Annotated in this window: 24 protein-coding genes; 15 read left to right on the top strand and 9 right to left on the bottom strand. The window is 71.5% G+C overall.

Going from position 1 to position 22366, the window contains the following annotated elements; genetic code table 11:
• Positions 1-41: 41 nt before the first annotated feature.
• The 3 genes from C2L59_RS39735 (at position 42) to C2L59_RS39725 (ending at position 2144) form a co-directional block, all read left to right on the top strand.
• The gene (locus C2L59_RS39735; RefSeq protein WP_233223943.1) at positions 42-344 is read left to right on the top strand and encodes a hypothetical protein; all 303 of its coding nucleotides are present in this window, start codon (positions 42-44) and stop codon (positions 342-344) included.
• Entirely contained in the window at positions 341-1201 is an 861-nt protein-coding gene (locus C2L59_RS39730; protein WP_103354734.1) for a RimK family alpha-L-glutamate ligase, read from the top strand. Before C2L59_RS39735 ends, C2L59_RS39730 begins: the two co-directional genes overlap by 4 nt.
• Before the next feature lie 349 nt (positions 1202-1550).
• Positions 1551-2144, top strand: coding sequence for a hypothetical protein (locus C2L59_RS39725; protein WP_103354733.1), 594 nt, complete (start codon positions 1551-1553; stop codon positions 2142-2144).
• 202 nt (positions 2145-2346) lie between these two features.
• On the opposite strand, the gene C2L59_RS39720 is transcribed toward C2L59_RS39725, so the two are convergent.
• On the bottom strand, positions 2347-3264 hold the full coding sequence (locus tag C2L59_RS39720; RefSeq protein ID WP_103354732.1) for an acyl-CoA desaturase: 918 nt from the start codon (positions 3262-3264) through the stop codon (positions 2347-2349).
• A gap of 63 nt (positions 3265-3327) precedes the next feature.
• Complete coding sequence (locus C2L59_RS39715) at positions 3328-4293, bottom strand: heme A synthase (protein WP_103354731.1); 966 nt, start codon at positions 4291-4293, stop codon at positions 3328-3330.
• Positions 4294-4542: 249 nt separating this feature from the next.
• On the opposite strand from C2L59_RS39715, the gene C2L59_RS39710 reads away from it, so the two are divergent.
• The 4 genes from C2L59_RS39710 (at position 4543) to C2L59_RS39695 (ending at position 8291) form a co-directional block, all read left to right on the top strand.
• Positions 4543-5475 (top strand): ParB/RepB/Spo0J family partition protein, encoded by a 933-nt coding sequence (locus tag C2L59_RS39710; protein ID WP_146060502.1) that lies wholly within the window; start codon positions 4543-4545, stop codon positions 5473-5475.
• Between the two features lie 322 nt (positions 5476-5797).
• Entirely contained in the window at positions 5798-7600 is a 1803-nt protein-coding gene (locus C2L59_RS39705; RefSeq protein ID WP_158263142.1) for an asparagine synthase-related protein, read from the top strand.
• On the top strand, positions 7597-7869 hold the full coding sequence (locus C2L59_RS39700; RefSeq protein WP_103354728.1) for a lasso peptide biosynthesis PqqD family chaperone: 273 nt from the start codon (positions 7597-7599) through the stop codon (positions 7867-7869). Before C2L59_RS39705 ends, C2L59_RS39700 begins: the two co-directional genes overlap by 4 nt.
• Complete coding sequence (locus C2L59_RS39695) at positions 7866-8291, top strand: lasso peptide biosynthesis B2 protein (RefSeq protein WP_103354727.1); 426 nt, start codon at positions 7866-7868, stop codon at positions 8289-8291. Before C2L59_RS39700 ends, C2L59_RS39695 begins: the two co-directional genes overlap by 4 nt.
• Here the strand turns inward: C2L59_RS39695 and C2L59_RS39690 are convergent.
• From C2L59_RS39690 to mptB, 3 genes are read right to left on the bottom strand one after another with little or no spacing between them, the layout of a single operon-like run.
• Positions 8284-9066 carry an ABC transporter permease gene (locus tag C2L59_RS39690; RefSeq protein WP_103354726.1) on the bottom strand — a complete coding sequence of 261 codons (783 nt, stop codon included), beginning with the start codon at positions 9064-9066 and terminating at the stop codon, positions 8284-8286. The two genes, C2L59_RS39695 and C2L59_RS39690, sit on opposite strands and share 8 nt — an antisense overlap.
• The gene (locus C2L59_RS39685; protein ID WP_103354725.1) at positions 9063-9989 is read right to left on the bottom strand and encodes an ABC transporter ATP-binding protein; all 927 of its coding nucleotides are present in this window, start codon (positions 9987-9989) and stop codon (positions 9063-9065) included. Before C2L59_RS39685 ends, C2L59_RS39690 begins: the two co-directional genes overlap by 4 nt.
• A 6-nt stretch (positions 9990-9995) precedes the next feature.
• Positions 9996-11627 carry a polyprenol phosphomannose-dependent alpha 1,6 mannosyltransferase MptB gene (gene mptB, locus C2L59_RS39680; protein WP_103354839.1) on the bottom strand — a complete coding sequence of 544 codons (1632 nt, stop codon included), beginning with the start codon at positions 11625-11627 and terminating at the stop codon, positions 9996-9998.
• A 159-nt stretch (positions 11628-11786) separates the two neighbouring features.
• On the opposite strand from mptB, the gene C2L59_RS39675 reads away from it, so the two are divergent.
• Genes C2L59_RS39675 through C2L59_RS39645 form a run of 7 tightly spaced genes read left to right on the top strand, consistent with a single transcriptional unit; the run spans position 11787 to position 18187 of the window.
• The gene (locus C2L59_RS39675; RefSeq protein WP_103354840.1) at positions 11787-12566 is read left to right on the top strand and encodes a metalloregulator ArsR/SmtB family transcription factor; all 780 of its coding nucleotides are present in this window, start codon (positions 11787-11789) and stop codon (positions 12564-12566) included.
• On the top strand, positions 12563-14011 hold the full coding sequence (sufB, locus tag C2L59_RS39670; RefSeq protein ID WP_103354724.1) for a Fe-S cluster assembly protein SufB: 1449 nt from the start codon (positions 12563-12565) through the stop codon (positions 14009-14011). The genes C2L59_RS39675 and sufB overlap by 4 nt, the downstream gene beginning before the upstream one ends.
• A gap of 2 nt (positions 14012-14013) precedes the next feature.
• Positions 14014-15186 carry a Fe-S cluster assembly protein SufD gene (sufD, locus tag C2L59_RS39665; protein WP_103354723.1) on the top strand — a complete coding sequence of 391 codons (1173 nt, stop codon included), beginning with the start codon at positions 14014-14016 and terminating at the stop codon, positions 15184-15186.
• Between the two features lie 29 nt (positions 15187-15215).
• On the top strand, positions 15216-15986 hold the full coding sequence (gene sufC, locus C2L59_RS39660; RefSeq protein ID WP_103354722.1) for a Fe-S cluster assembly ATPase SufC: 771 nt from the start codon (positions 15216-15218) through the stop codon (positions 15984-15986).
• 34 nt (positions 15987-16020) lie between these two features.
• Positions 16021-17349: a cysteine desulfurase gene (locus C2L59_RS39655; RefSeq protein WP_233223942.1), complete on the top strand. Its 1329-nt coding sequence runs from the start codon at positions 16021-16023 to the stop codon at positions 17347-17349.
• On the top strand, positions 17346-17795 hold the full coding sequence (gene sufU / locus C2L59_RS39650; RefSeq protein ID WP_103354720.1) for a Fe-S cluster assembly sulfur transfer protein SufU: 450 nt from the start codon (positions 17346-17348) through the stop codon (positions 17793-17795). The genes C2L59_RS39655 and sufU overlap by 4 nt, the downstream gene beginning before the upstream one ends.
• The gene (locus C2L59_RS39645) at positions 17792-18187 is read left to right on the top strand and encodes a metal-sulfur cluster assembly factor (protein ID WP_003071384.1); all 396 of its coding nucleotides are present in this window, start codon (positions 17792-17794) and stop codon (positions 18185-18187) included. Before sufU ends, C2L59_RS39645 begins: the two co-directional genes overlap by 4 nt.
• 459 nt (positions 18188-18646) lie before the next feature.
• On the opposite strand, the gene C2L59_RS47635 is transcribed toward C2L59_RS39645, so the two are convergent.
• From C2L59_RS47635 to C2L59_RS39635, 3 genes are all read right to left on the bottom strand, one after another.
• Positions 18647-18796 (bottom strand): hypothetical protein, encoded by a 150-nt coding sequence (locus C2L59_RS47635; RefSeq protein WP_158263141.1) that lies wholly within the window; start codon positions 18794-18796, stop codon positions 18647-18649.
• A gap of 5 nt (positions 18797-18801) precedes the next feature.
• Positions 18802-19041, bottom strand: a complete 240-nt coding sequence (locus C2L59_RS39640; RefSeq protein WP_103354719.1) for a hypothetical protein — start codon at positions 19039-19041, stop codon at positions 18802-18804.
• 126 nt (positions 19042-19167) lie between these two features.
• Positions 19168-19974 (bottom strand): DUF4184 family protein, encoded by an 807-nt coding sequence (locus C2L59_RS39635; RefSeq protein ID WP_199199553.1) that lies wholly within the window; start codon positions 19972-19974, stop codon positions 19168-19170.
• Positions 19975-19992: 18 nt separating this feature from the next.
• On the opposite strand from C2L59_RS39635, the gene C2L59_RS39630 reads away from it, so the two are divergent.
• The gene (locus tag C2L59_RS39630; RefSeq protein ID WP_103354718.1) at positions 19993-20325 is read left to right on the top strand and encodes a YnfA family protein; all 333 of its coding nucleotides are present in this window, start codon (positions 19993-19995) and stop codon (positions 20323-20325) included.
• A 76-nt stretch (positions 20326-20401) separates the two neighbouring features.
• Here the strand turns inward: C2L59_RS39630 and C2L59_RS39625 are convergent, their stop codons facing one another.
• Positions 20402-22348, bottom strand: coding sequence for an AarF/ABC1/UbiB kinase family protein (locus tag C2L59_RS39625; protein ID WP_103354717.1), 1947 nt, complete (start codon positions 22346-22348; stop codon positions 20402-20404).
• Positions 22349-22366: the final 18 nt, after the last annotated feature.

Below are 22366 nucleotides of genomic sequence, written 5' to 3'. Positions count from 1 at the left end.
CTGTTCCGCGTTCCGGCGCCGGGTTGGTTATGGTTCGGGACGTGGCTGAAACCGAAGAGACCGTCGTCCCGCCGTCGGGTGCGCAGCTGGCCGCGGCACGCAAGTTCGTGAAGGCGCACGGCAAGCCGGCCCGTGCGGTGGTGGAGAACATCGGCCGGGCGGGCGCCCGCGTGGTTTTGGTGGGTGCCGACGGCGCCCTCGGCGACGTGGTGGTGCCCTCGGTGGCGACGGGCGAGGCCCTCGTGGAAGCGGTCGAGGACGTGTCGCCGGCCACCTGGGACGCGGAAACGGTGAAGGCGACGAAGATCGGCCCGGAGCACCGCCGCAAGATGGCGGGCCAGTGAGCCCCACGGCGATCCTGGTCAGCTGCGCGGAGCTCCCCTCCGGTGACGGCGACGACGACGCCGTGGTGCCGGCGTTGTCCTCGCTGGGGTTCGAGGTCTCGTGGGCACCGTGGGATTCGCCGGTCGACTTCGCGTCGGCGGACGCGGTGATCCTGCGCGCGACCTGGGACTACGCGGCCCGGCGTACCGAGTTCCTCGCGTGGTGCGAGTCGGTGCCATCGCTGTTCAACTCGGCGGCGGTGGTCCGGTGGAACACGGACAAGTCGTACCTGGTGGAGCTGCTCGACACGGGTGTGGCGGTGGTGCCCACCTCGCTGGTCCCGCCCGGTTCGCCGGCGTCGTTCCCGTCGTCGGACTTCGTGGTGAAGCCGTCGGTGGGCGCGGGTTCTCGCGGCGCGGCGCGGTTCGCTGCCGGAGCGGATGCTTCGTCGCACGTGGCTGCGTTGCACGCCGAGGGCCAGACGGCCGTGATCCAGCCCTATCAGTCCAGCGTGGACACTTCGGGCGAGCTGGCTTTGGTTTACCTGGGCGGGATCTACTCGCACGCGTTTTCGAAGGGTGCGATGCTGGGGTCCGGGATGGACTCTTCGGGGTTGTACCTTTCGGAGAAGCTGGCGCCGGCCACGCCGCCCGCGGATGCGGTGGCGCTGGCGGAGGACGTCCTGGACGCGGCGTCGGGTCTGCTGGGGATCCTGCGGGCGGAGCTGCTGTACGCGCGGGTCGACCTGGTGCGGGGTGCGGACGGGAAGCCGTTGCTGCTGGAGCTGGAACTGACGGAGCCATCGCTGGGCTTCCGCCAGACGGACCCGGCCGCGACGGTGCGGTTCGCGTCGGCGGTGCGGCAGCAGCTGGCGTAGTCACGGGAGGGCCCACCGCGCGGCGGGCGAGGGCGCGGATCGCGGTGACGGCGACGGAAGCCGTGATCAGGTAGAGCCCCGATTGCGGTGAGGCCGGATTCCCGTCGCCGCAACAGCTTGAAGGCCGCCTTTCGGCTGCCTCCGGCGCCCGGCCCGGTCGCGGCGTGGAAGGGAACCCTCGACGACCGCTTCAAGCAGTTGATGGCGCTCCGCGGCGTGTTCGGTGCTCCGTCACCCAGTACGACGACACCCATGCACAAGGCTTGTCGAGATGGGAAGAGCGGCGGCCGGGGGCGGAGCGGGGGAGGGCGTTCCCGCCCGCCGGCCCCCGTCCCGCGGTGCGCAGCCGGTGTTCGCCGAACGCATGCTCGTGCGGGTGGTCATGTGCCGTAGAACGGCGTTGCACCGGCTGACCGAACGGACCCTCGTCGCCTGCCGGGACGGTGTCGAAGGCTATGACGTCCACGCCTTGACCGGCTGGACGGGCGATCTCGCCGACATCCCGGTGAAAGCGATCTGGAACGGCCGGCTCGTCGCCGTCGCCGGGGAACACCCGGGTGACCCGGTCATGGCACGGCTGCGCTTTCGCAAGAAGCTGGGCCAGGGGGAGTCGTACAGCTCCGTTTCGGAGGCTACCGACGATCGCCTCGACCAGGAGCGAGAATGGATCAACGTCGATGTCGACCACCACGGGATCGCCGCGGGAGCACGCGACGGGAAGGGGGAACCGGTCGCCGGGCTGACCATTCAGGTCAATTTCGACGCCGGATGCCTTCCGGAGGCGTGCTGGTGGTACGCGGAACAGACCGAGCACGAACGCCTGCGACGGCCGGCGGCGGGCGACCCGCACCTGTTCGAAGACGGTTTCGTGCAGCACACCTTCGCGGGTCCCTGTCATCCGCGAGAGGGGTACGGGATCGTCTTCCGGTGGCCGCAGGAGTGACCGAGGCGGAGCCACACCGGGGTGTGGCTCGCTTCCTCCGCGCCGGCTCGGCTAGTTGCCGGTGTTCCCTCCGCCGTTGCTTTCGCCACCGTTGTCGAGCACTGGTCGATTTCCCCTCTTCGGCTTACCGGAAGGGAAATCTACCGGGCGTGTCTGTCCACTATGGAGGAAGGCGGCTTGGTGAGGTGACGTTGCGTGAGGATCAGGCCCGCTTCGCGGCCAGCCGGTCCGCCCGCGGCCATCGCACGTCCGTCGCCCAGCCCAGCTGCTCGAACGTCCGGATCACCCGCGCCGAAATGTCCACCTGACCGCGCAGCACCCCGTGCCGTGCGCACGTCGGGTCCGCGTGGTGGGAGTTGTGCCACGACTCGCCCATCGACAGCAGGGCCAGCGGCCAGAAGTTCGCTGCCCGGTCGCGGCTCGCGAACGGCCTCTCGCCGATCAGGTGGCAGACCGAATTCACCGACCACGACACGTGGTGCAGGAACGCGATGCGGACCAAGCCGGCCCAGAAGAACGCCGTCACCGCTCCCCACAGGGACCACGTCAGCAGGCCGCCCAGGAACGCCGGGAGGGCCAAGCTCAACGTGATCCACAGCCAGAAGTAGCGGTTCACCCAGCGCAGGTCCGCGTCCGCCACCAGGTCCGGGGCGAAGCGGTCCGCGTTGGTCACCTCGCGGCCGAACATCCAGCCCATGTGCGCGTGCCAGAAGCCGCGCAGCAACGCCGAGGGCGAGGTTCCGAATAGCCAGGGGGAGTGCGGATCGCCCTCGCGGTCGGCGAACGCGTGGTGGCGGCGGTGGCTGGCCACCCAGAAGATCACCGATCCCTGGACCGCCATGCTGCCCGCGATGGCCAGCACCACCCGCAGCGGACGCGACGCCTTGAACGCGCCGTGGGTGAAGTAGCGGTGGTAGCCCACCGTCACCCCGAGGGTCGCGAAGACATAGAACGCCGCCGCGAGGATCAGGTCGACCCAGGTCATCCCCCAGCCCCAGACCAGCGGGACCGCGACCAGGAGCGCCGCGAACGGCACCAGGAGGAAGGTCTTCAGCACGATCATCTCGCCGGTGCCGCGGCGGTGGGAGACCAGCGGCTTGGGCGGGGTGCGCGACGTCATGGCGGGAACAGTAATACACGGCGGGGACTTGCACGCCGCCACGGAGTTAAGGCGGCGTTGCCGTCAGGCGGCGGTGAGCTCCCGCGGTGCCGCCGTCAGGGACGTCACCGGACCGCGGTCGCGGCTGCCCGTCCACAGCGTCGCCGTCGCGATGATCACCGCCATCGCGCCCAGGACGTGGAACGACACCATCGCCTCCGGCACGCCCAGCGCGTACTGCAGCGACCCCAGCGCGCCCTGCGCCACCGCGACCACCCAGACCGCCGTGTAGCGCTGCCACAGGCTCTTCGGCGCGCCGACGCGCAGCAGCTGGAGGCCGAACACCGCGAGCAGGAGCAGGTACAGCACCAGCAGGCCGCCGTGGACCTGGGCAAGCGCCTCGACCGGGACGTCGAGGCGGTGAGTGTTGAGGTCGCCGCTGTGCGGGCCGGCGCCGGTCACCGTGGTGCCCGCCGCGAGCACCAGCCACATCACCGCGGCGAGCAGGACCAGGACCGCGCGGCCCGCGGCCGGGACCAGCAGGCGCGCGGGCTCGTCGCCTTCGCGGAACGCGCGCAGCAGCAGGACGGCCAGCCAGACCAGCGGGGTCGTCGCCAGGAAGTGGATCGCGACCGTCCACCACTCCAGCTTCGCGAGCACGGTCAGGCCGCCGACGACGGCCTGCAGCACGACGCCGCCGGGCATCGTCCAGGCCAGCTTGACCAGCCGGCGGCGTTCCGGGTGGTCGATCTGCACGCGCCACGCCGTGATGACGGCGACCGCGGCGACCAGGATGACGACCACGGTCAGCAGCCGGTTGCCGAACTCGATCCACTGGTTGAGCGCGTGGATGCCGGGGTGGTCCACCGGGACCAGGCTGCCCGCGACGCACTGCGGCCAGGTCGGGCAGCCCAGCCCGGACCCGGTGACGCGCACGATGGAGCCGGTGACCCCGATCAGCGCCTGCGCGAGGACCGCGGCGATCCCGACGGCCCGCTGCACGGCGGCGGAGGGGTACGGCAGACGGGCGACGAGGCTGGTGAACGGCACGCATCCGATGGTAGAGCGCGCGGAAAACGCGCTTTCGGCAGGTCCCGGGGTTCAGAACGGCGCGGCGAGCGCAAGGGACCTAGGTCACCGGCTCGGCCGCTTCGTCGCCCACCGTGACTACCACATCTGTGTATAGTGACGATCAAGGACCGGGGAGGGACCTTAAGTGATCGTCGTGCATCAAGTCGCGCATCGAACCGTCTTCGCGCCGTCGGCACCACCGGGACGCCGGACCGGCGGTTGACCCCCGTGTCTCGCCCGGTTCCGGCCGGCGGGCGCGGACTGCGGGACTTCGAACACCTTTGCGCCCGGCTGGCGACGGCCGAACCGGCGACGCGCCTGCCGGTGGACGCCCTGCGGCCCGCGGTTTCGCCGCGGGTCGGCGGGGTGGACGCCGAGCACGTCCGCGAGCTGGCCGAGCTCGCCGGGCGGCTGCCGCCGGTGATCGTCAGCCGGGACGGGCTGCGGGTCATCGACGGGTCGCACCGGCTGCTGGCCGCGAAGGCTGCCGGGCTCACCCACGTCGACGTGCTCCTGGCCGATTGCGCCCCCGGTGACGAGTTCCTGCTCGCCGTCCGGCTCAACGCGAACAGCGGCCGGACGCTCTCGCCGATCGACCGGGCGGCCGCCGCGGCCCGGCTCGTCGAACTGCATCCGGCCTGGTCCGACCGCGCGATCGCCGCGGCCAGCGGGCTTTCGGACAAGACCGTCGCGGCCGCGCGCCGGCGTTCGGGTGCGGACGTGCCGCAGCCGAACACCCGGATCGGCCGGGACGGCCGCCGCTACCCGACCGACCAGGCCGCGGGGCGGACGCGGGCGTTGCGCGTGCTGACGGAGCACCCGGACGCCTCGGTCCGCGAGGTCGCCCGCGAGGCCGGCGTTTCCGTGGGCACCGCCCACGACGTGCGCAGCCGGTGGCTCCGCGGGGAGGATCCGCTGGCCCGCCGGCGGCGCGACGGCGGCGAGCGGGCGCCGCTTCCCGCGGGGCTGCGCCGGGCGTGGGCCCGAAGCGCCGCCGGGCGCATGCTCATCCTCCTGCTCGACCAGGAGCCGCCCGGCGGTGCCGAGTTCGCGGACCTGCTGGCCGCGGTCGAGCCCGGCCGGCGCCCCGACGTGCTCGCCGCGATCCGGCAGCGGGGCGAGGCGCTGAGCCGGCTCGGCCGCGAGTCCGCGGCTGGCTGAACCCCTTGCCCTCCAACGCTTTCCCGGTGCTCAGGTTTGCGCCGATCACCTCATCGCCGGAGTGACCACCGGTTAATTGATCACTAGCTTGGTGATCGACCGTGAATCATTTCCGAGAGGGGAAACCGATGGAAGAGTACGAGCGTCCTGACCGAACTCGGCGACTTCGCCGAGCACACCGCCGGCGTGCAGGGCGACGACTTCGAGTGGATCGGCGCTCAGTGGCACTGATCCGGATTCCCGCCGGGGCGCAGGTCCGCTGCGCCCCGGCCGGGGTCCGATGACCGGTGTGGCGAGCGAGAAGGGGAACGGGAGCAGCCGGATGGACCGGAGCTGGTTCGTCGTCCTGCCCGACGCCGGCGGAAGCCGGGCGATCGCCGACGCGCTGCGGCGGACGGACAGGGGAATCGAAGTGCACGACCACCCGTCGGGCCATCCCTGGCTGGCCGGCCGGTTCCGCCCGGGACACCTCGTCGTCGGCAGGCAGCCGGGGCTCGTGACGGCCCTGGTCGGGGAGCACGCGGCCACCGAGCACACCCTGCGCGCCCTTCCGGCGGACCTGCCGCGCGCGGTCGCCGCGCTGGCCGAGCTGCCCGGCAGCAGCCACGTGATCGCCGCGGACCACCGTCGCCTCCGGGTGCAGGGCACCGCGTCCGGCCTGCGGCGCGTCCACCGCTGCCGCATCGGCGGCGTCGAGGTGCTCGGCGATTCCGCGGCCGTGCTCGCGAAGCTGGCCGGCACCGGGTTCCGGCCGGGCGCCATTGCTTCCCGCCTGGTGTTCCCCGGAGCGCCCTGGCCCCTTTCCTGGGAACCGGTCTGGGCCGGGGTCCGGGCCGTCGGTCCCGGGGAGTACGCGGAGGTGACGGCCGCCGGGTGCGTCGAAGGCCGCTGGTGGACCCCGCCCGAGCCGGACCGCCCGCTGGAAGCCGTCGCGGAGGAACTGCGGGCCGAACTGGACCGGGCGGTGGCCGTCCGGGCCGGCGCGGGCCGGACCGTGGTGTCCCATCTGAGCGGGCTGGATTCGAGTGCGCTGTGCTCGCTCGCCGTGCGGGCGGGGGCCGACGTGGTCGCCATGACCGCCGCGCAGCCCGACGCCATGGACCTCGACGTCGAGTACGCGACCGAGACCGTCAACCGGCTCGAAGCCCGGGGGAGGATCCGCCACGAGGTGCTTCCCGCGGCCGAGGTTCCCCTGGTGTACGCGGGGATCCTCGATCCCGCACCGGCGTTCGACGAGCCGTTTCCGCTGTGGCACAACGCCCGGCGGTTCCTCGACATCGTGCGGCGGGGCGGCCGGCACCGGCCCGTGGTGCACCTGACCGGGTTCGGCGGCGACGAGACGTGCTCCGCGCCGATCCAGACGATCGCCACGCTGCTGCGGACGTCGCCGGTGACCGGCGCCCGGTACCTGCGCCACACCGTCGTGAAGAACCGCTGGTCCTACCGCGATGTGCTGCGCGGCGCGCTCGGCCGCGAGTCCTACCGGCAGTGGCTCGGCCGGACGGCGACGCGGATCGGCGAGCGGGACCGGCCGCGCCTCGGCCACGACCTCGGCTGGGGCACGGTGCCCACCGTCCCGGCCTGGGCGACGCCGGAGGTCACGAAGCTCGCGGCCGAAGAGCTGCTGCGGGCCGCCGAAACGGCCGAGCCGCTGGCGGAAGACCGCGGTGTCCACGCGTCGCTGGCCACCGTGCTCAACGGATCGGCGGTCGCCTCGGCCTACCAGGCCCTCGCCGAAACGGCGGGCGAAGAGGTGTCCGCGCCGTTCTTCGACGACCGCGTCGTCCGTGCGGCGCTGTCCGTCCGGCGCGAGGTGCGGTTCGACCCCGCCCGGTACAAGCGAGTCCTGACGGCGGCCATGCGCGGCATCGTGCCCGACGTGGCGCTCGAGCGGACGGGCAAGTCCACCACGGCCGCGACCGTGGTGACCGGCGCCGCCCGCCACCGCGACCAGCTCCGCGGGGTGGGGGAGGACAGCCGCCTCGCCGGGCTCGGCTTCCTCGACGTCGCGGCCTGGCGCGAACAGACGCGCGGGCCCCTCGAAATCCGGCGGCCGGCGTACCGGCTGGAACCGACGATCGCGGCCGAGACCTGGCTGCGCAGCTGCGAAAGGCAGGCGGAATGACCTACCGGCTGGCGAAGGCGGTGCTGGTGACCGGCACCGAGTACGGGGCCGTGCTGCTCGACGAACGCCGTGGCCGGTACTTCAGCCTCAACGCGACGGGGTTCTTCGTGCTCGAAACCCTGCTGGACGGCGACGCCGACCTGGCCGCCGAGCGGGTCGCGGAACGGTTCGCGGTGCCGGTGGAGACCGCGCGGGACGACGTGGGCCGGTTGATCGGCACGCTGGCCGAGCGCGGCCTGCTGGTGACGCCGCGGGAGGGACGGAAATGACTTCACCCCAGACGATCGCCCGGACGCCGGCGCGGTTCCCCTGGCCGCACCGCCTGGTGGCGGGGGTACTGACCCTGGTGGCCGGCCGCCTGGCGGCGTTGCCCCCGGCGCGCCTGCGCGCGGTGCTCCAGGTGGTGCGCCGGGGCGCGCGGCCGGCGGACCACGCGACCGCGTTGCGCTGCCGCACGCTGGTGACGAGCGTCAGCCTGAAGGCCGCGGGCCCGCAGGGCTGCCTGCGCCGGTCGGTGGCGACGGTGCTGGTGGCCCGGCTGGCCGGGCAGTGGCCGGAGTGGTGCGCGGGGGTGCGGGTCAGCCCGCCGTTCGCGGCGCACGCGTGGGTGCGGGCCGAGGGGCGGGACGTGGGCGAGCCGCACCCCGAGGGGTACTACCGCGCGATGGTGTCGGTGCCCGCGCTCAGGTGAGCTTGGTCGTCCGGGAGGCCACCGCGCCCGCGACCACCGCCCACGCCGCGAGCACCACCATCGGCCCCGGCGCGAACGAGCCGTCCACGAGAGCCGCTCGCATGCCTTCGGCCAGTGCGCCCGACGGGAGCAGCTCGACGACGTGTGCCAACCCCCGCGGCAGGGAGGACGGTGCCAGCAGGATGCCGCCCGCCAGCAGCAGGATGAACCACACGATGTTCGCCAACGCCAGGACCGCCTCGGCCCGGAGCGCTCCGCCCAGCAGGACGCCCAGCGCGCCGAACGCCAGCGTTCCGAGCACCAGCAGCACCACCGCCGAAAAGAGGCCGGCCGGGGAAGGTGACCAGCCGAGGAACGCCGCCACCACGCCGATGATCGCCGACTGGAGGACCACCACCACCAGGGCCGCCGCGAGGCGGCCCGCCACCAGCAGCCACCGTGGCAGGGCCGTGGCCGAGAGGCGCTTCAGCACGCCGTAGCGGCGGTCGAAGCCCAGGGCGATCGCCTGGCCGGTGAACGCCGAGGACATCACCGCCAGCGCCAGGATGCGGGGGGTGATCCAGTCCACTTTGGACGTCGGGCCCAGCGACGACGCGGGCAGGATGTCCAGCAGGGACAGCCCGATCAGCAACGCCAGGGGGATCAGCAGGGTCAGCAGCACCTGCTCGCCGTGGCGCAGGGTCAGGCTCGCCTCGACGCGGGCGTGGGTGCGCAGCATCCGGCCCAGCGACCCCCGGCCGGGCGCCGGGGTGAACGTCCCGGGACCGAAAGTCATGCCCGCAGCTCCCGTCCGGTCAGCTCGAGGAAGACCTCTTCGAGGGTCCGCTTGCCGACCTGCAGTTCCTCCGGCAGCACGCCCTGCTGGGCGCACCACGCCGTGACCGTCGACACCACCTGCGGGTCGACCGAGCCGGCCACCACGTACGTCCCCGGCGCCGACTCGCGGACCGCGTAGCCCTCCGGGAGGGCGGCGGCCAGCAACGCCGTGTCGAGCCGGGTGCGGGCCTTGAAGCGCAGCCCCGCGTTGCCGGTCTCGTCCACCGTCAGCGACTGCGGCGCGCCCGAGACGACGACCTTGCCGTGGTCCACGATCACGACCGTGTCGGCCAGCGCCTCGGCCTCTTCCATCAGGTGCGTGGTCAGCAGCACCGAAACGCCGTCGCGGCGCAACGCCGAAAGCAGGTCCCACACCAGCCGGCGGGCCTGCGGGTCCATGCCCGCCGTCGGCTCGTCGAGGAACACCAGCTCCGGACGGCCGACCAGGGCGCACGCCAGCGAAAGCCGTTGCTGCTGGCCGCCGGAGAGGCGCTTGAACGGCGTCCGGCGCACCGGCGCCAGCCCGAGGACGTCCAGCAGCCACGCCGGGTCCAGCGGGGTGGCCGCGCAGGAGGCCACCAGGCTGAGCATCTCGTCGGCGCGGACGCCGGGGTAGGCGCCGCCGCCCTGGGGCATGATCCCGACGCGGGGGCGCAGCGCGGCCGACTCGCGCACCGGGTCGAAGCCGAGCACGCGGACCGTGCCGGCGTCAGGCTTCAGGAAGCCTTCGCAGAGCTCGACGGTGGTGGTTTTGCCGGCGCCGTTCGGGCCGAGCAGGGCGAGCAGGCTGCCGCGCTCCATCCGCAGGTCGAGACCGTCGACAGCGCGGGTGGAGCCGTAGCTTTTGACCAGCCCGCTGATCTCGACGGCAGGGACACTCACATCGCGTCACGATACGGCGTCGGCGTGCGCGGGCCCCGGCGGGGACGGCCGGGACAGCAACACGGGCGCGAGGCGCCGCACGATCAGCATCCCGCCGCCGCAGACGACGATCGCCGCGACGTAGGCGAACGGCAGCACGTACGGGCGGCCGTCGAAGGTGCTGCCGGTGGGCGGGAGCAGGAACGGCAGGGCCGCGCTGATCACCGTCGCGGCGACCCGGAAGCGGGACGTCCCGGCCGCCGCGGCCAGCGGGATCACCGCCCACAGCAGGTACCACGGCTGCAGGTTGATCTGCAGGATCATCACCGCGCCGAGGGAGACGCCGAGGCCGATGATCGGCCGGTAGCGCCACTTGAAGCTGTCCCACAGGAACTTGACGGTGATCGCGATCGCGACCGCGTAGCCGAGCATGCCGAAGATGGGCACCAGGGCGCTGGTGTGGTTGCCGAGGTTCAGGGAGATGCCGAGCACACCCGCCAGGTTGGCCAGCTCGTTGCTCGGCGAGATCCAGCTGTGCACCAGCCCGGGCGCGGCGAACGTCGCCCCGAACCAGCCGAAGCCGAGGCCGGTGCCGAAGCAGACGGCCACCAGCACCACGCCGAACCACAGCGCCATCGGCACCCCGGCCACGAACAGGTCCTTGAGCCGGCCGTGCCAGCGCCGCGCCACCATCACGGCGAAGAACGGCAGGGCGAACACCGCGGGCAGCTTCACCGCGACCCCGAGGGTGATGAGCGCGACGCCGAGCCCGATGTAGAGCAGTTCCCCGCGGGCGAGCGGCGGTGGGGTGTCGCCCTTCACCCGGATCGGCAGCCGCCGGATGCCCACCTCCAGCCCGGCGAGCATCAGGCCGATGGCGAGCGCGTCGTTGTGAGCGCCGGCGACGAAGTGGAAGATCAGCAGCGGGTTCAGCGCGCCGAGCCACAGCGCGGTCGCCGGCTGGACGCCGAACCGCCGCGCCAGCCGGGGCAGCGCCCACACGATGAGGACCACGCCGGCCATCGCGAGCAGCCGCTGCAGCAGCACGCCGACGGCGATGCTGTTGCCGGCCAGCGGCGCCAGCCAGCCGCCGAGGCGCAGCACCAGCGGCCCGTACGGGGCCGGCGTCTCGCGCCACATGTTGGAGACCCCCGAGGTGTAGGGGTCGGCCACACCGAGGGCCTGCGCCGGGCCGAGCACGTACGGGTCCATCCCGCGGTGCACGATCTCGCTCTGCGCGAGGTAGCTGTAGACGTCGCGGGAGAACAGCGGCGGGATGACCAGCAGCGGCAGCACCCACAGCGCGATCGTGCGCGCGAGCTGGCCCTGCGACGCCAGGCGCGTGCGGCTGGGCTGGGCGAACCGGCCGAGCATCAGCCAGCTCAGCACCAGGATGCCCATCCCGGAGATGGCGATGGCCAGCGACACCGTCGGGATCCGGGTGAACAGCCGCAGCACCGGGATCTCCTGCACCGGGTTGATCACCGGGGCGGCGCCGGCGCCGAGCGAACCGAGCGCGAGGAACAGCGACCCGACCGTGCCGAAGCGCCGGACGACGTTCAGCCCGCGCTGCTCACCGGCCTCGAGGGGGAGCGGTTCGCGGGGCCGCACCGGGGAAAGCGTCACCGCGTGGGCACGCCCGCTCACGAGCCGTGCCACTTGCCGGTTGTGTTCACCCACTGCCACGGGTGCAGGGTATCGGTCCGCCCCGGAGTGAGTCGGATCACTGCCGGAGGCCCCGCCTTTGCGGGTCATCCGGAAATAAGACACACTTGTGTTGTGAAAAAGACGGAGGCGGGTGAACAGGTGGGCGGCGACATGCCGCGTGCCGCGCTCCCGCACGTTCCGTCGCAGGTCAGCGCCGAGGGCAAGACCCGCCACGAGGTCGCCCGGCTGCTGCTGGAACAGGGTCCCATGACCGCCGTCGTGGTCGCCGAGCAGCTCGGGATCAGCCCCACCGCGGTCCGCCGGCACCTCGACGCGCTTCTCGCGGATGGCGAAGCCGAGACGCGGGACGCACCGCGCCGAGGACCCCGAGGCCGGGGTCGGCCGGCGAAGCTGTTCCTGCTCACCGAGCCCGGCCGCGCCCGCTTCGGGCACGCCTACGACGACCTGGCCGTCTCCGCGATCCGCTTCCTGGCCGAGCACGCCGGCGAAGACGCCGTCCGCGCCTTCGCCGAGCGGCGCATCGAGAAGCTCGTCGGCCCGCACCGCCCGGCGATCACCGGACCGGGTGATCCCGCGGCGCGCGCGGAGGCCCTCGCGACCGCGTTGAGCAGGGAAGGCTACGCTGCGTCGACCCGCCAGGTCGGTGCCCCGGCACCGGGGCAGAACGTGGGCGCCCAGCTCTGCCAGCACCACTGTCCGGTCGCCCACGTGGCCGCGGAGTTCCCGCAGCTCTGCGAGGCCGAGACCGAGGCGTTCGCGAAGCTGCTGGGCACCCACGTCCAGCGGCTGGCGACCATCGCACGCGGGGACTCCGCGTGCACCACCCACGTACCCGTCACGGCGGGTCAGCCGGCCCATCCCGAGCCGGCGAGAACGGTGTCCCCCGAGGGGCACACAGCACGGATCCCGAATGGAGGGAAACCCGCATGACTGCCGCTGCCGAGCAGCGCACTCCCACCACCGCGCCACTGAGCCAGGAAGAGACCATCGAGTCCCTTGGCAAGTACGCGTTCGGCTGGGCCGACTCCGACGAAGCGGGCGCCAGCGCCCGTCGCGGGCTGAACGAGGATGTCGTCACCGACATCTCCGGGAAGAAGTCCGAACCGGAGTGGATGCGCGAAGCGCGACTGAAGGCGCTCAAGCTCTTCGAGAAGAAGCCCATGCCCAACTGGGGGGCCGACCTCTCCGGGATCGACTTCGAGAACATCAAGTACTTCGTGCGGTCCACGGAGAAGCAGGCCACCTCCTGGGAGGAACTGCCCGAGGACATCAAGAACACCTACGACAAGCTGGGCATCCCCGAGGCGGAGAAGCAGCGCCTCGTGGCCGGCGTCGCCGCGCAGTACGAGTCCGAGGTCGTCTACCACCAGATCCGCGAGGACCTGGAGGAGCAGGGCGTCCTGTTCCTGGACACCGACTCGGCGCTCAAGGAGCACCCGGAGCTGTTCCAGGAGTACTTCGGCTCGGTCATCCCGGCCGGGGACAACAAGTTCTCCGCGCTGAACACGGCGGTGTGGTCCGGCGGCTCGTTCATCTACGTGCCGAAGGGCGTGCACGTGGAGATCCCGCTGCAGGCCTACTTCCGGATCAACACCGAGAACATGGGCCAGTTCGAGCGCACCCTGATCATCGTCGACGAAGGTGCGTACGTGCACTACGTCGAGGGTTGCACGGCGCCGATCTACCAGTCCGACTCGCTGCACTCGGCGGTCGTGGAGATCATCGTCAAGAAGGGCGCCCGCTGCCGTTACACGACCATCCAGAACTGGTCGAACAACGTCTACAACCTGGTCACCAAGCGCGCCAAGTGCGAAGAGGGCGCGACCATGGAATGGATCGACGGCAACATCGGTTCCAAGGTGACGATGAAGTACCCGTCGGTGTTCCTCATGGGCGAGCACGCCAAGGGCGAGGTCCTGTCGGTCGCGTTCGCGGGCGAGGGCCAGCACCAGGACGCGGGCGCCAAGATGGAGCACCTCGCGCCGTACACGTCCTCGACCATCGTGTCGAAGTCGGTGGCGCGCGGCGGCGGCCGGACGTCCTACCGCGGCCTGGTCAAGGTCGCGAAGCGGGCGCACCACTCGCGCTCCAGCGTGGTCTGCGACGCGCTGCTCGTCGACACCATCTCGCGCTCGGACACGTACCCGTACGTGGACATCCGCAACGACGAGGTGTCGATGGGCCACGAGGCCACGGTGTCCAAGGTCAGCGAGGACCAGCTGTTCTACCTGATGTCGCGCGGCCTCGACGAGGCCGAGGCGATGGCGATGATCGTGCGCGGCTTCGTCGAGCCGATCGCCCGTGAGCTGCCGATGGAGTACGCGCTCGAGCTGAACCGCCTGATCGAGCTCCAGATGGAAGGGTCCGTCGGCTAGTCATGTCGGTTACCGAGAACAACGTTTCGGAAGCTCTTCGCGAGGGGGCCGTCATTCCGGCGGCCTCCCGCGCGGAGCGCTTCACCTCCTACGACGTCGAGGCCTTCGAGGTCCCGGGCGGCCGTGAGGAGAACTGGCGCTTCACGCCGATGAAGCGCCTTCGCGGCCTCCACGACGGCAGCGCGGTCGCCACCGGCGAGATCACGCTCGAAGCCGAAGCCGCGCCCGAGCTGAAGATCGAGACCGTCGGCCGCGACGACGCGCGCCTCGGTGAAGCCGGTGTCCCGAGCGACCGGATCGCCGCGCAGGCGTACTCGGCGTTCACCACGGCCACCGTCGTGACGGTGCCCAAGGAGACGAAGGCGTCGAAGCCGTCGGTGCTGCGGATCCAGGGCCCCGGCGAGGGCCAGGTCGCCTACGGGCACCTGCAGGTCCGCGCCGAGGCGTTCGCCGAAGCCGTGATCGTGCTCGACCACGCCGGCTCCGGCACCTACGCCGACAACGTCGAGTTCGTCATCGGCGACGGCGCCAAGGTCACCGTGGTCAGCGTCCAGGACTGGGCCGACGACGCCGTGCACGTCTCCGAGCAGCACCTGAAGCTGGGCCGCGACGCCGCGCTGCGGCACACCGTGATCACCCTGGGCGGCGACCTGGTCCGCATCTCGCCGACGGCGACGTTCGCGGACAAGGGCGGTGACGTCGAGATGCTCGGCGTCTACTTCGCCGACGCCGGCCAGCACCAGGAGCACCGGCTGTTCGTCGACCACGCGGTCCCGAACTGCCGCTCGCGCGTGATGTACAAGGGCGCGCTGCAGGGCGAGGGCGCGCACACGGTGTGGATCGGCGACGTCCTGATCCGCGCGGCCGCCGAGGCCACCGACACCTACGAGCTCAACCGCAACCTGGTGCTCACGCCGGGCGCGCGCGCGGACTCGGTGCCGAACCTCGAGATCGAGACCGGCGAGATCGAGGGCGCCGGCCACGCGAGCGCGACGGGAAGGTTCGACGACGAGCAGTTGTTCTACCTGCAGTCGCGCGGGATCGCCGAAGAAGCCGCGCGGCGCCTGGTCGTGCGCGGGTTCTTCCACGAGATCCTGGTCAAGATCGACGTCCCCGAGGTGCGCGAGCGCCTCGAAGCGGCGATCGAAGCCGAACTCGAAGCCGTTGGCGCCTGACCGCCCACTCTGACTGAGGAAAACGAAGAATGGCAACGCTGGAAATCAAGGACCTGCACGCCTCGGTGACCACCGAGGAAGGCGCCAAGGAGATCCTCAAGGGCGTCAACCTGACCATCAAGTCGGGTGAGACGCACGCGATCATGGGCCCCAACGGCTCCGGCAAGTCCACCCTGTCCTACGCCATCGCCGGCCACCCCAAGTACGAGGTGACCTCCGGCGAGGTGCTGCTGGACGGCGAGAACGTGCTCGAGATGAGCGTCGACGAGCGCGCGCGGGCCGGCCTGTTCCTGGCCATGCAGTACCCGGTCGAGGTGCCGGGCGTGTCGATGTCCAACTTCCTCCGCACCGCGGCCACCGCGGTCCGTGGCGAGGCCCCCAAGCTGCGCCACTGGGTCAAGGAGGTCAAGGAGGAGATGGGCAAGCTCGAGATCTCGCAGGAGTTCGCCGAGCGCTCGGTCAACGAAGGCTTCTCCGGCGGCGAGAAGAAGCGTCACGAGATCCTGCAGCTGGCGCTGCTCAAGCCGAAGTTCGCCATCCTCGACGAGACCGACTCCGGCCTCGACGTCGACGCGCTGCGGATCGTTTCGCAGGGGGTCAACGAGTACAAGGCTTCGAGCGAGGTCGGCGTCATGCTGATCACGCACTACACCCGGATCCTGCGGCACATCACGCCGGACTTCGTGCACGTCTTCGCCGGCGGCAAGATCGTCGAGTCGGGCGGCAAGGAGCTGGCCGACGAGCTCGAGGAGCACGGGTACGTCAAGTACACCGGCAAGACCGAGCCCGCCGCGGTCTGACGTTCATCACACCGAGAAGAGAGGGGTCGGCCCGATGACCACCACCTCGGCCAGCAGTGCTGATGCCGCCTCAGCTGAGAAGCGCGCTTCGGCGGGTTTGCCACTGGACGTGGCGGCCCTGAAGGCCGACTTCCCCATCCTGTCGCGCACCGTCCGCGACGGGAAACCCTTGGTGTACCTGGACTCCGGGGCGACCTCGCAACGCCCGCAAGCGGTCTTCGACGCGGAACGCGACTACGTCTTCACGTCGAACGCCGCCGTGCACCGCGGCGCGCACCAGCTGTCGGAAGAAGCGACCGACGCCTACGAGTCCGCGCGGGCGAAGATCGCCGAGTTCGTCGGCACCGACCCCGAGGAACTGGTGTTCACCAAGAACGCCACCGAGGGCATCAACCTGGTCGCCTACTCGTTCGGCAACGCCGCCACCGCCGGCCCGGAAGCCGCGCGGTTCGTGGTCGGCCCGGGTGACGAGATCGTCGTCACCGAGATGGAGCACCACGCCAACCTCGTGCCGTGGCAGCAGCTGTGCCAGCGCACCGGGGCGACGCTGAAGTGGTTCAAGGTGACGCCCGATGGCCGCCTCGACCTGTCCGATGTGGACGAGCTGATCACCGAGCGCACCAAGGTGGTCGCGTTCGCGCACCAGTCGAACGTGCTCGGCACGGTCAACCCGGTCTCGCTGCTGGTCGAAAAGGCCAAGGCGGTCGGCGCGTTCACCGTGCTGGACGCCTGCCAGTCGGTGCCGCACTTCCCGGTGAACTTCCACGAGCTGGACGTCGACTTCGCGGCCTTCTCCGGGCACAAGATGCTCGGCCCGTCCGGCATCGGCGTCCTCTACGGCCGCACCGAGCTGCTGTCGGCCATGCCGCCGTTCCTGACCGGCGGGTCGATGATCGAGATGGTCCGCATGGAGGGTTCGACCTTCGCGCCGCCGCCGCAGCGGTTCGAGGCCGGCGTGCCGATGACGTCGCAGGCCATCGGCCTCGGCGCGGCCGTGGACTACCTCTCGGCCATCGGCATGGACCGCGTCGCGGCGCACGAGAAGGAGCTCGCCGCGGCGGCCCTCGAGGGCATCGGCGCGATCCCGGGTGTCCGGATCGTCGGGCCCACGGACCTGAAGGACCGCGGCGCGACGGTGTCGTTCGTGATCGACGGCGTGCACCCGCACGACGCCGGCCAGGTGCTCGACAGCCTCGGCATCGCCGTCCGCGTCGGCCACCACTGCGCGTGGCCGCTGCACCGCGCGTGCAACGCCCAGGCGACCGTGCGCGCGTCGTTCTACCTGTACAACGATCTGTCCGAAGTGGACGCCCTGGTGGCCGGGGTCCGCGAGGCGCAGAAGTTCTTCGGGGTGGCGCAGTGAACCTGGAGAGCATGTACCAGGAGATCATCCTGGACCACTACAAGAACCCGCACGGCCGCGGCCTGCGCGAGGAGTTCGACGCCGAGTCGTTCCAGGTCAACCCGACCTGCGGCGATGAGGTGACGCTGCGGGTCAAGCTCGACGACGGGAAGGTCGCCGACGTCTCCTACGACGGCCAGGGCTGCTCGATCAGCCAGGCGTCGACGTCGGTCATGACGGACTTGGTCGTCGGCCACACGGTCGAGGAGGCGTTCACCACCATGGACGCCTTCGTGGAACTGATGCAGGGCAAGGGAAAGGTCGAGCCGGACGAGGACGTGCTGGAGGACGGGGTCGCCTTCGCGGGCGTCGCCAAGTACCCGGCCCGCGTGAAGTGCGCCCTCCTCGGCTGGATGGCTTTCAAGGACGCCGTCGCCCGGACGAGCAGTGGAGCTGAAAAGGCATGACTGAAGAAACCGCCACTCGTGAGGGGCGCACCGCCGCCGACCTCGACGCCGAGACCACCGCGAAGCAGGACCTCGACCTCGCCAAGATCGAGGACGTCGAGGAAGCCATGCGCGACGTCGTCGACCCGGAACTGGGGATCAACGTCGTCGACCTGGGCCTGGTCTACGACATCCGCGTCGAGCCGGACAACACGGCCACCCTGGACATGACGCTGACGTCGGCGGCCTGCCCGCTGACGGACGTGATCGAGGACCAGACGAACGCCGCGCTGACGTCCGGGGGCCTGGTCAAGGACTTCCGGATCAACTGGGTCTGGATGCCCCCGTGGGGCCCGGAGAAGATCACCGAGGACGGCCGCGAACAGCTGCGCGCCCTCGGGTTCACGGTCTGAGGTCGTCCGCTGGAAGGCCGCTCTCCGGAGCGGCCTTTTCGGCGTATAACGACCTTTATCGGAGCCACCTGCGTGCTGACCTGGTGTTTTAGCCGGGCAAGGCTCCCGCCTGGTCGGTTGCCGTGTCAAGCACATCGCGCCGAGTCGCGCGTTGTCGGGTCAAATCGCTCGGAGTCGGCCTCTCTTCCCACGAGATTCCCACGCGGTCGAGGAGTTGCCTGGCACCTGGGGGCACTCCGTCGCGTCTCGTCTCGCCCACACGGCGAGCTGAGCGGGACAGGGGCTCCGCGCGTACTGGCGTTCTACGGTCTGGTGGTCGGGCCCCGACGCATCCTGGGCCAGCACCCTCCGGGTAACACCCATCGACATCACCGCGACTCCTGGCCATGATGCTCTATGAGCCTGACGAAGCGGTCCTGCTGGAACTCGGCCGCCTCGCGTGGACAAGCATGAACAACGCTACCCGATCGGCAAGGCTGAACCTTCGCGGATCCTCACGTTCGTGATCATTCTCCGGGCCGCCTGGCCGCCATGCTCCTCGAACCAGCCCCGCAACATCGCGTCCAGGTCCGCGCCGGCGACCGAGGCGTAGGCGACGACCTGTCGCATGTACGTCAGGCTGGCTGTCGAGTAGCCCGGGCTTCCATCCGGCGGTAGAGGGCGATCTGAGCCGCCTCCGCCATCCACCGCTCCTCGAACGTCTCCGTGCCGTCCTCGGGGTTGGTCGCCCACAGCTTCCGCTGGCGGTGCGAGTCCCAGACGTAGGCGCGCCAGCACTTCGAGGGGAGCTGTCCGGCCTTCGCGAGCCGGGGGCGTGTGGGTGCCTTCTTCTTCGGGGTGACCGTCGCTGCCATCGTGCCGGGGCTGCCTTCTCGTGTGGGCACGCGCGGCGTCCCGAGGGCGGACGTTGGCCCGACAGACCGGAGTGGATCAAGCCGACGTGGGAACATCGTCCCTCGCGTTGGTCTCCGCCGGTCGTTTCAAGATCCGTTCCCGGGTTTCTGAACTGCGGTAATGCTTGATCTGATGCTGAATGGCGTGACTGGTCTGAATAACGGCCTATACCGCGCGTGCCAGGCCAGCGCGTACAGGATGAGGGCGGCGGCGAAACCGCTGCAGGCGCCGGTGGCGAGCAGATAGGTCGCATTGCCGGCGACGCCCGCGCGGGTCATCGGATCGTGGTGGGCGAAGAACGGCAGCAGGGCGCCGAGCACGCCGGCCGAGGTGCCGGCAGTGAGCAGCGCGACGACGGGCTTGCGGTGCCGGAGCGGCTGCGGGGCCGGCGCGGTCGGCGCGTGGCGGTACCAGGTCCGCAGCCACCAGGCCAGCACCGCGGCGCCGGCGATCGTGCTGACCAGCTGGATCAGCCGGCCGACGTCGACGCCGGTGACGAGCGGGACGCTCAGGAACGGCAACCCCGAATCCCGGTGCGTGAAGGCGTCCCAGCCGACGTGCGTGGCGGCGCCGAGCACCAGCGAGAGGGCGATCCAGCCGGGGTTCTTCCAGCTGAAGGGGCGGGGGAGCCGCTCGGCGAGCGGTCGGGGGGCCAGCGCCAGCAGCGGCCGCTTCAGCAGCACCTGGAAGACGGCGAGCAGCACGAGCGCCAGGAGCGGGTCGAGCCAGAGCACCGACGCGAACTCGTGCGTCTTCGTCAGGCCGACACCGGGCAGGCGCGGGACGAACCAGAAGACGTCCGGCGCGACCGATCCCGCGACGAGCGCCGACGGGACCAGCGGCCCTCTCGCCAGGGGCAACACGGCGGCCGGGTGACACAGGGTGAACGGCACGGAAGCTAGTATCCCGGCGTGGTCCTGCGGTCGATCCTCCTGTTCCTGGCCGCGGCCGTCTGCGAAATCGGCGGCGCCTGGCTGATCTGGCAGGGCGTCCGGGAGCACCGCGGCCTGCTGTGGATCGGCGGCGGGATCGTGGCCCTTGGCGTGTACGGTTTCGTCGCGACCCTCCAGCCCGACGCCCACTTCGGCCGCATCCTCGCCGCGTACGGCGGGGTCTTCGTGGCCGGCTCGCTGGCCTGGGGGATGGTGGCGGACGGCTACCGCCCGGACCGCTACGACGTGCTCGGCGCGCTGCTGTGCCTGGCCGGGGTCGCGGTGATCATGTACGCGCCGCGAACCGGGTAACAGCGCAGTCCGGCGGGCGATGGGACAGCGCTGCGCTGGTGGCTGCTCGGCGGCGCCGCCCTGTTCTTCGCCGGCGTCACCGGGCTGGTCGTGACCCTCGTCCGGAACGCCGGAAGACGACGAAGAGCAGCCGCAGTCCCACCAGGGCGCTGATCACCAGCAGGTTGTAGCCGAACGCCTGGTGCAGCGTCAGGTCCGGTGCGATCCGGGGGCCGCCCGAGCCGGTCAGCAGCAGGACCGCCATCAGCCCGGTCGCCGCGCCGGTGCAGGCCAGCAGGACCTCGTGGACCAGGCCGGTGACGACCTCGCGGTCACGCTCGTCGGAGAACAGGCGGACGTTCACCGACAGCCGGCCTTCCTCGAGGGCCGCGCCGATCCGGTCGATGCGGCGGGGGATGCGGCGCAGCACCGGCAGCAGTGCCGTCAGCTCGCCGAGCGCCGTGCGGCCCAGCGGGCCCGGCCTCAGCCCGGCGCCGACCTGCTCGACGGCGAACGCCCGCGACTCGGCGACTACGTCGAAACCGGGATCCAGCGCGGCGAGCGTGCCCTCCACCGTGGCCAGGGCGCGGAACACCGCGGCCACCGGCGGCGGCACGCTCAGGCGGAAGTCCGTGACCACCCGGAACAGGCCGGTGAACAGGTCGAGGTCCGGGGTGCGGCCGGGGCCGAAGTGCCGGGCGACGAGGGCGCCGAGCGCGCGTTCGAGGCGCTGTTCGTCGATTTCGCCGGTGCGGTCGACGATTTCGAGGAGCCCGTCGCGCAGGGCCGCCGGGTCGCCGCGGTCCAGGGCCAGCACCAGGTTCTGCAGGCCGCCGCGCAGCCCGGTGTCGAGCCGGCCGACCGACCCGAAGTCGAGCAGGCCCAGCCGGCCGTCGGCCAGCAGCATGAGGTTGCCCGGGTGCGGGTCGGCGTGGAAGACGCCGCCGATCATCACCTGGTCGAGCAGGCAGCGCAGGAGCGAGCGCGCCAGCCGCTTGCGTTCCGGGGCCGGCAGGGTGTCCTTGGCCGTGGCGAGCGGTTTGCCGTCCAGGCGGGACATGACGAGCACGCGGTCGGTCGAGAGTCCTTTGTGGACCTTCGGGAGCACGACGTCCGGGGAGCTCGCGGCGGCGACGGCGGTGATGTTGCGGGCTTCGATGGTGAAGTCGAGCTCCTCGGCAAGGGCCGTGGCGAACCCGTCGGCCAGCTCGGCGACGCCGAGCGACCGGGCCCAGTCCGTGCGGTCCTCCAGCGCCGCGGCCACGCGCCGGAGGATGGCGATGTCGCGTTCCGCCTGCTCGCGCACGCCCGGCCGCTGAACCTTCACGACGACCTCTTCGCCGCTGCGCAGCCGGGCGCGGTAGACCTGCGCGACCGACGCGGCGGCCAGGGGTTCGGAGTCGAATTCGGCGAAGACTTCGTCGGGGGTGCCGCCGAGTTCGTCGGCCAGTACGGCCCACACGGCGTCGGCGCGGGCGGGCGCGACCCGATCCTGGAGCCGGCCGAGTTCGTCGACGAACACCGGTGGCAGCAGGTCCGCGCGGGTGGAGAGCAGCTGGCCGAGCTTCACGAACGTCACGCCGCCCTCCTCCAAAGCCTGGCGCAGGGACCGCGCGAGCTTGGCGTGCCGGCCCGGGGCCAGGCCGGGCTCGCGCCGGCCGGTCAGGTAGCGGCCGAGGCCGTGCTTGAGCGCGATCCGGCTGATCTGCGCGTACCGGCGGGTGCGGGAGAGCCGGCCGGGCAACCGGCCGAGCCCGACGCCGTGGGGCAGGGCGAGCTCGGCGACGAAGAGGAAGATCAGCGTCGCGAGGAAAGCGCTGCCCGCCAACGGGATCAGCAGGCCGAGGGCCGCGCCGCCGTTGTGCAGCAGGGGAACGGGGAACGCCTGCCCGATGCCACCGGCGACGAGCCAGCCGAACGCGGCGGCGCACAGCGCGCGGACGGCGCCGATCCGGACGCCGAGCACGCGCCGGGACGCGGCCACCAGCGGCCACAGCAGAAGCACGTACAGGGGGAGGGTGAGCAGGCCCAGCAGGATGTCCATCGGTTCCCTTCCGTCGGC

Source organism: Amycolatopsis sp. CA-128772 (genome assembly GCF_002904295.1).
In the GTDB taxonomy this organism is placed as follows: Bacteria; Actinomycetota; Actinomycetes; order Mycobacteriales; family Pseudonocardiaceae; genus Amycolatopsis.
The sequence above is the reverse complement of the archived record's forward strand: the minus strand, read 5'-3'. Positions and strand labels throughout refer to the sequence as shown.

What these genes read in the sequence shown, in the direction of transcription:
- C2L59_RS39720 (WP_103354732.1), bottom strand. Translation starts at nt 3,264, where the DNA reads ATGACGTCGCGCACCCCGCCCAAGCCGCTGGTCTCCCACCGCCGCGGC.
- C2L59_RS39705 (WP_158263142.1), top strand. Translation starts at nt 5,798, where the DNA reads ATGGACCGGAGCTGGTTCGTCGTCCTGCCCGACGCCGGCGGAAGCCGG.
- C2L59_RS39700 (WP_103354728.1), top strand. Translation starts at nt 7,597, where the DNA reads ATGACCTACCGGCTGGCGAAGGCGGTGCTGGTGACCGGCACCGAGTAC.
- C2L59_RS39695 (WP_103354727.1), top strand. Translation starts at nt 7,866, where the DNA reads ATGACTTCACCCCAGACGATCGCCCGGACGCCGGCGCGGTTCCCCTGG.
- C2L59_RS39690 (WP_103354726.1), bottom strand. Translation starts at nt 9,066, where the DNA reads ATGACTTTCGGTCCCGGGACGTTCACCCCGGCGCCCGGCCGGGGGTCG.
- C2L59_RS39675 (WP_103354840.1), top strand. Translation starts at nt 11,787, where the DNA reads ATGCCGCGTGCCGCGCTCCCGCACGTTCCGTCGCAGGTCAGCGCCGAG.
- sufB (WP_103354724.1), top strand. Translation starts at nt 12,563, where the DNA reads ATGACTGCCGCTGCCGAGCAGCGCACTCCCACCACCGCGCCACTGAGC.
- sufD (WP_103354723.1), top strand. Translation starts at nt 14,014, where the DNA reads ATGTCGGTTACCGAGAACAACGTTTCGGAAGCTCTTCGCGAGGGGGCC.
- sufC (WP_103354722.1), top strand. Translation starts at nt 15,216, where the DNA reads ATGGCAACGCTGGAAATCAAGGACCTGCACGCCTCGGTGACCACCGAG.
- C2L59_RS39655 (WP_233223942.1), top strand. Translation starts at nt 16,021, where the DNA reads ATGACCACCACCTCGGCCAGCAGTGCTGATGCCGCCTCAGCTGAGAAG.
- C2L59_RS39645 (WP_003071384.1), top strand. Translation starts at nt 17,792, where the DNA reads ATGACTGAAGAAACCGCCACTCGTGAGGGGCGCACCGCCGCCGACCTC.
- C2L59_RS47635 (WP_158263141.1), bottom strand. Translation starts at nt 18,796, where the DNA reads ATGCGACAGGTCGTCGCCTACGCCTCGGTCGCCGGCGCGGACCTGGAC.
- C2L59_RS39640 (WP_103354719.1), bottom strand. Translation starts at nt 19,041, where the DNA reads ATGGCAGCGACGGTCACCCCGAAGAAGAAGGCACCCACACGCCCCCGG.
- C2L59_RS39625 (WP_103354717.1), bottom strand. Translation starts at nt 22,348, where the DNA reads ATGGACATCCTGCTGGGCCTGCTCACCCTCCCCCTGTACGTGCTTCTG.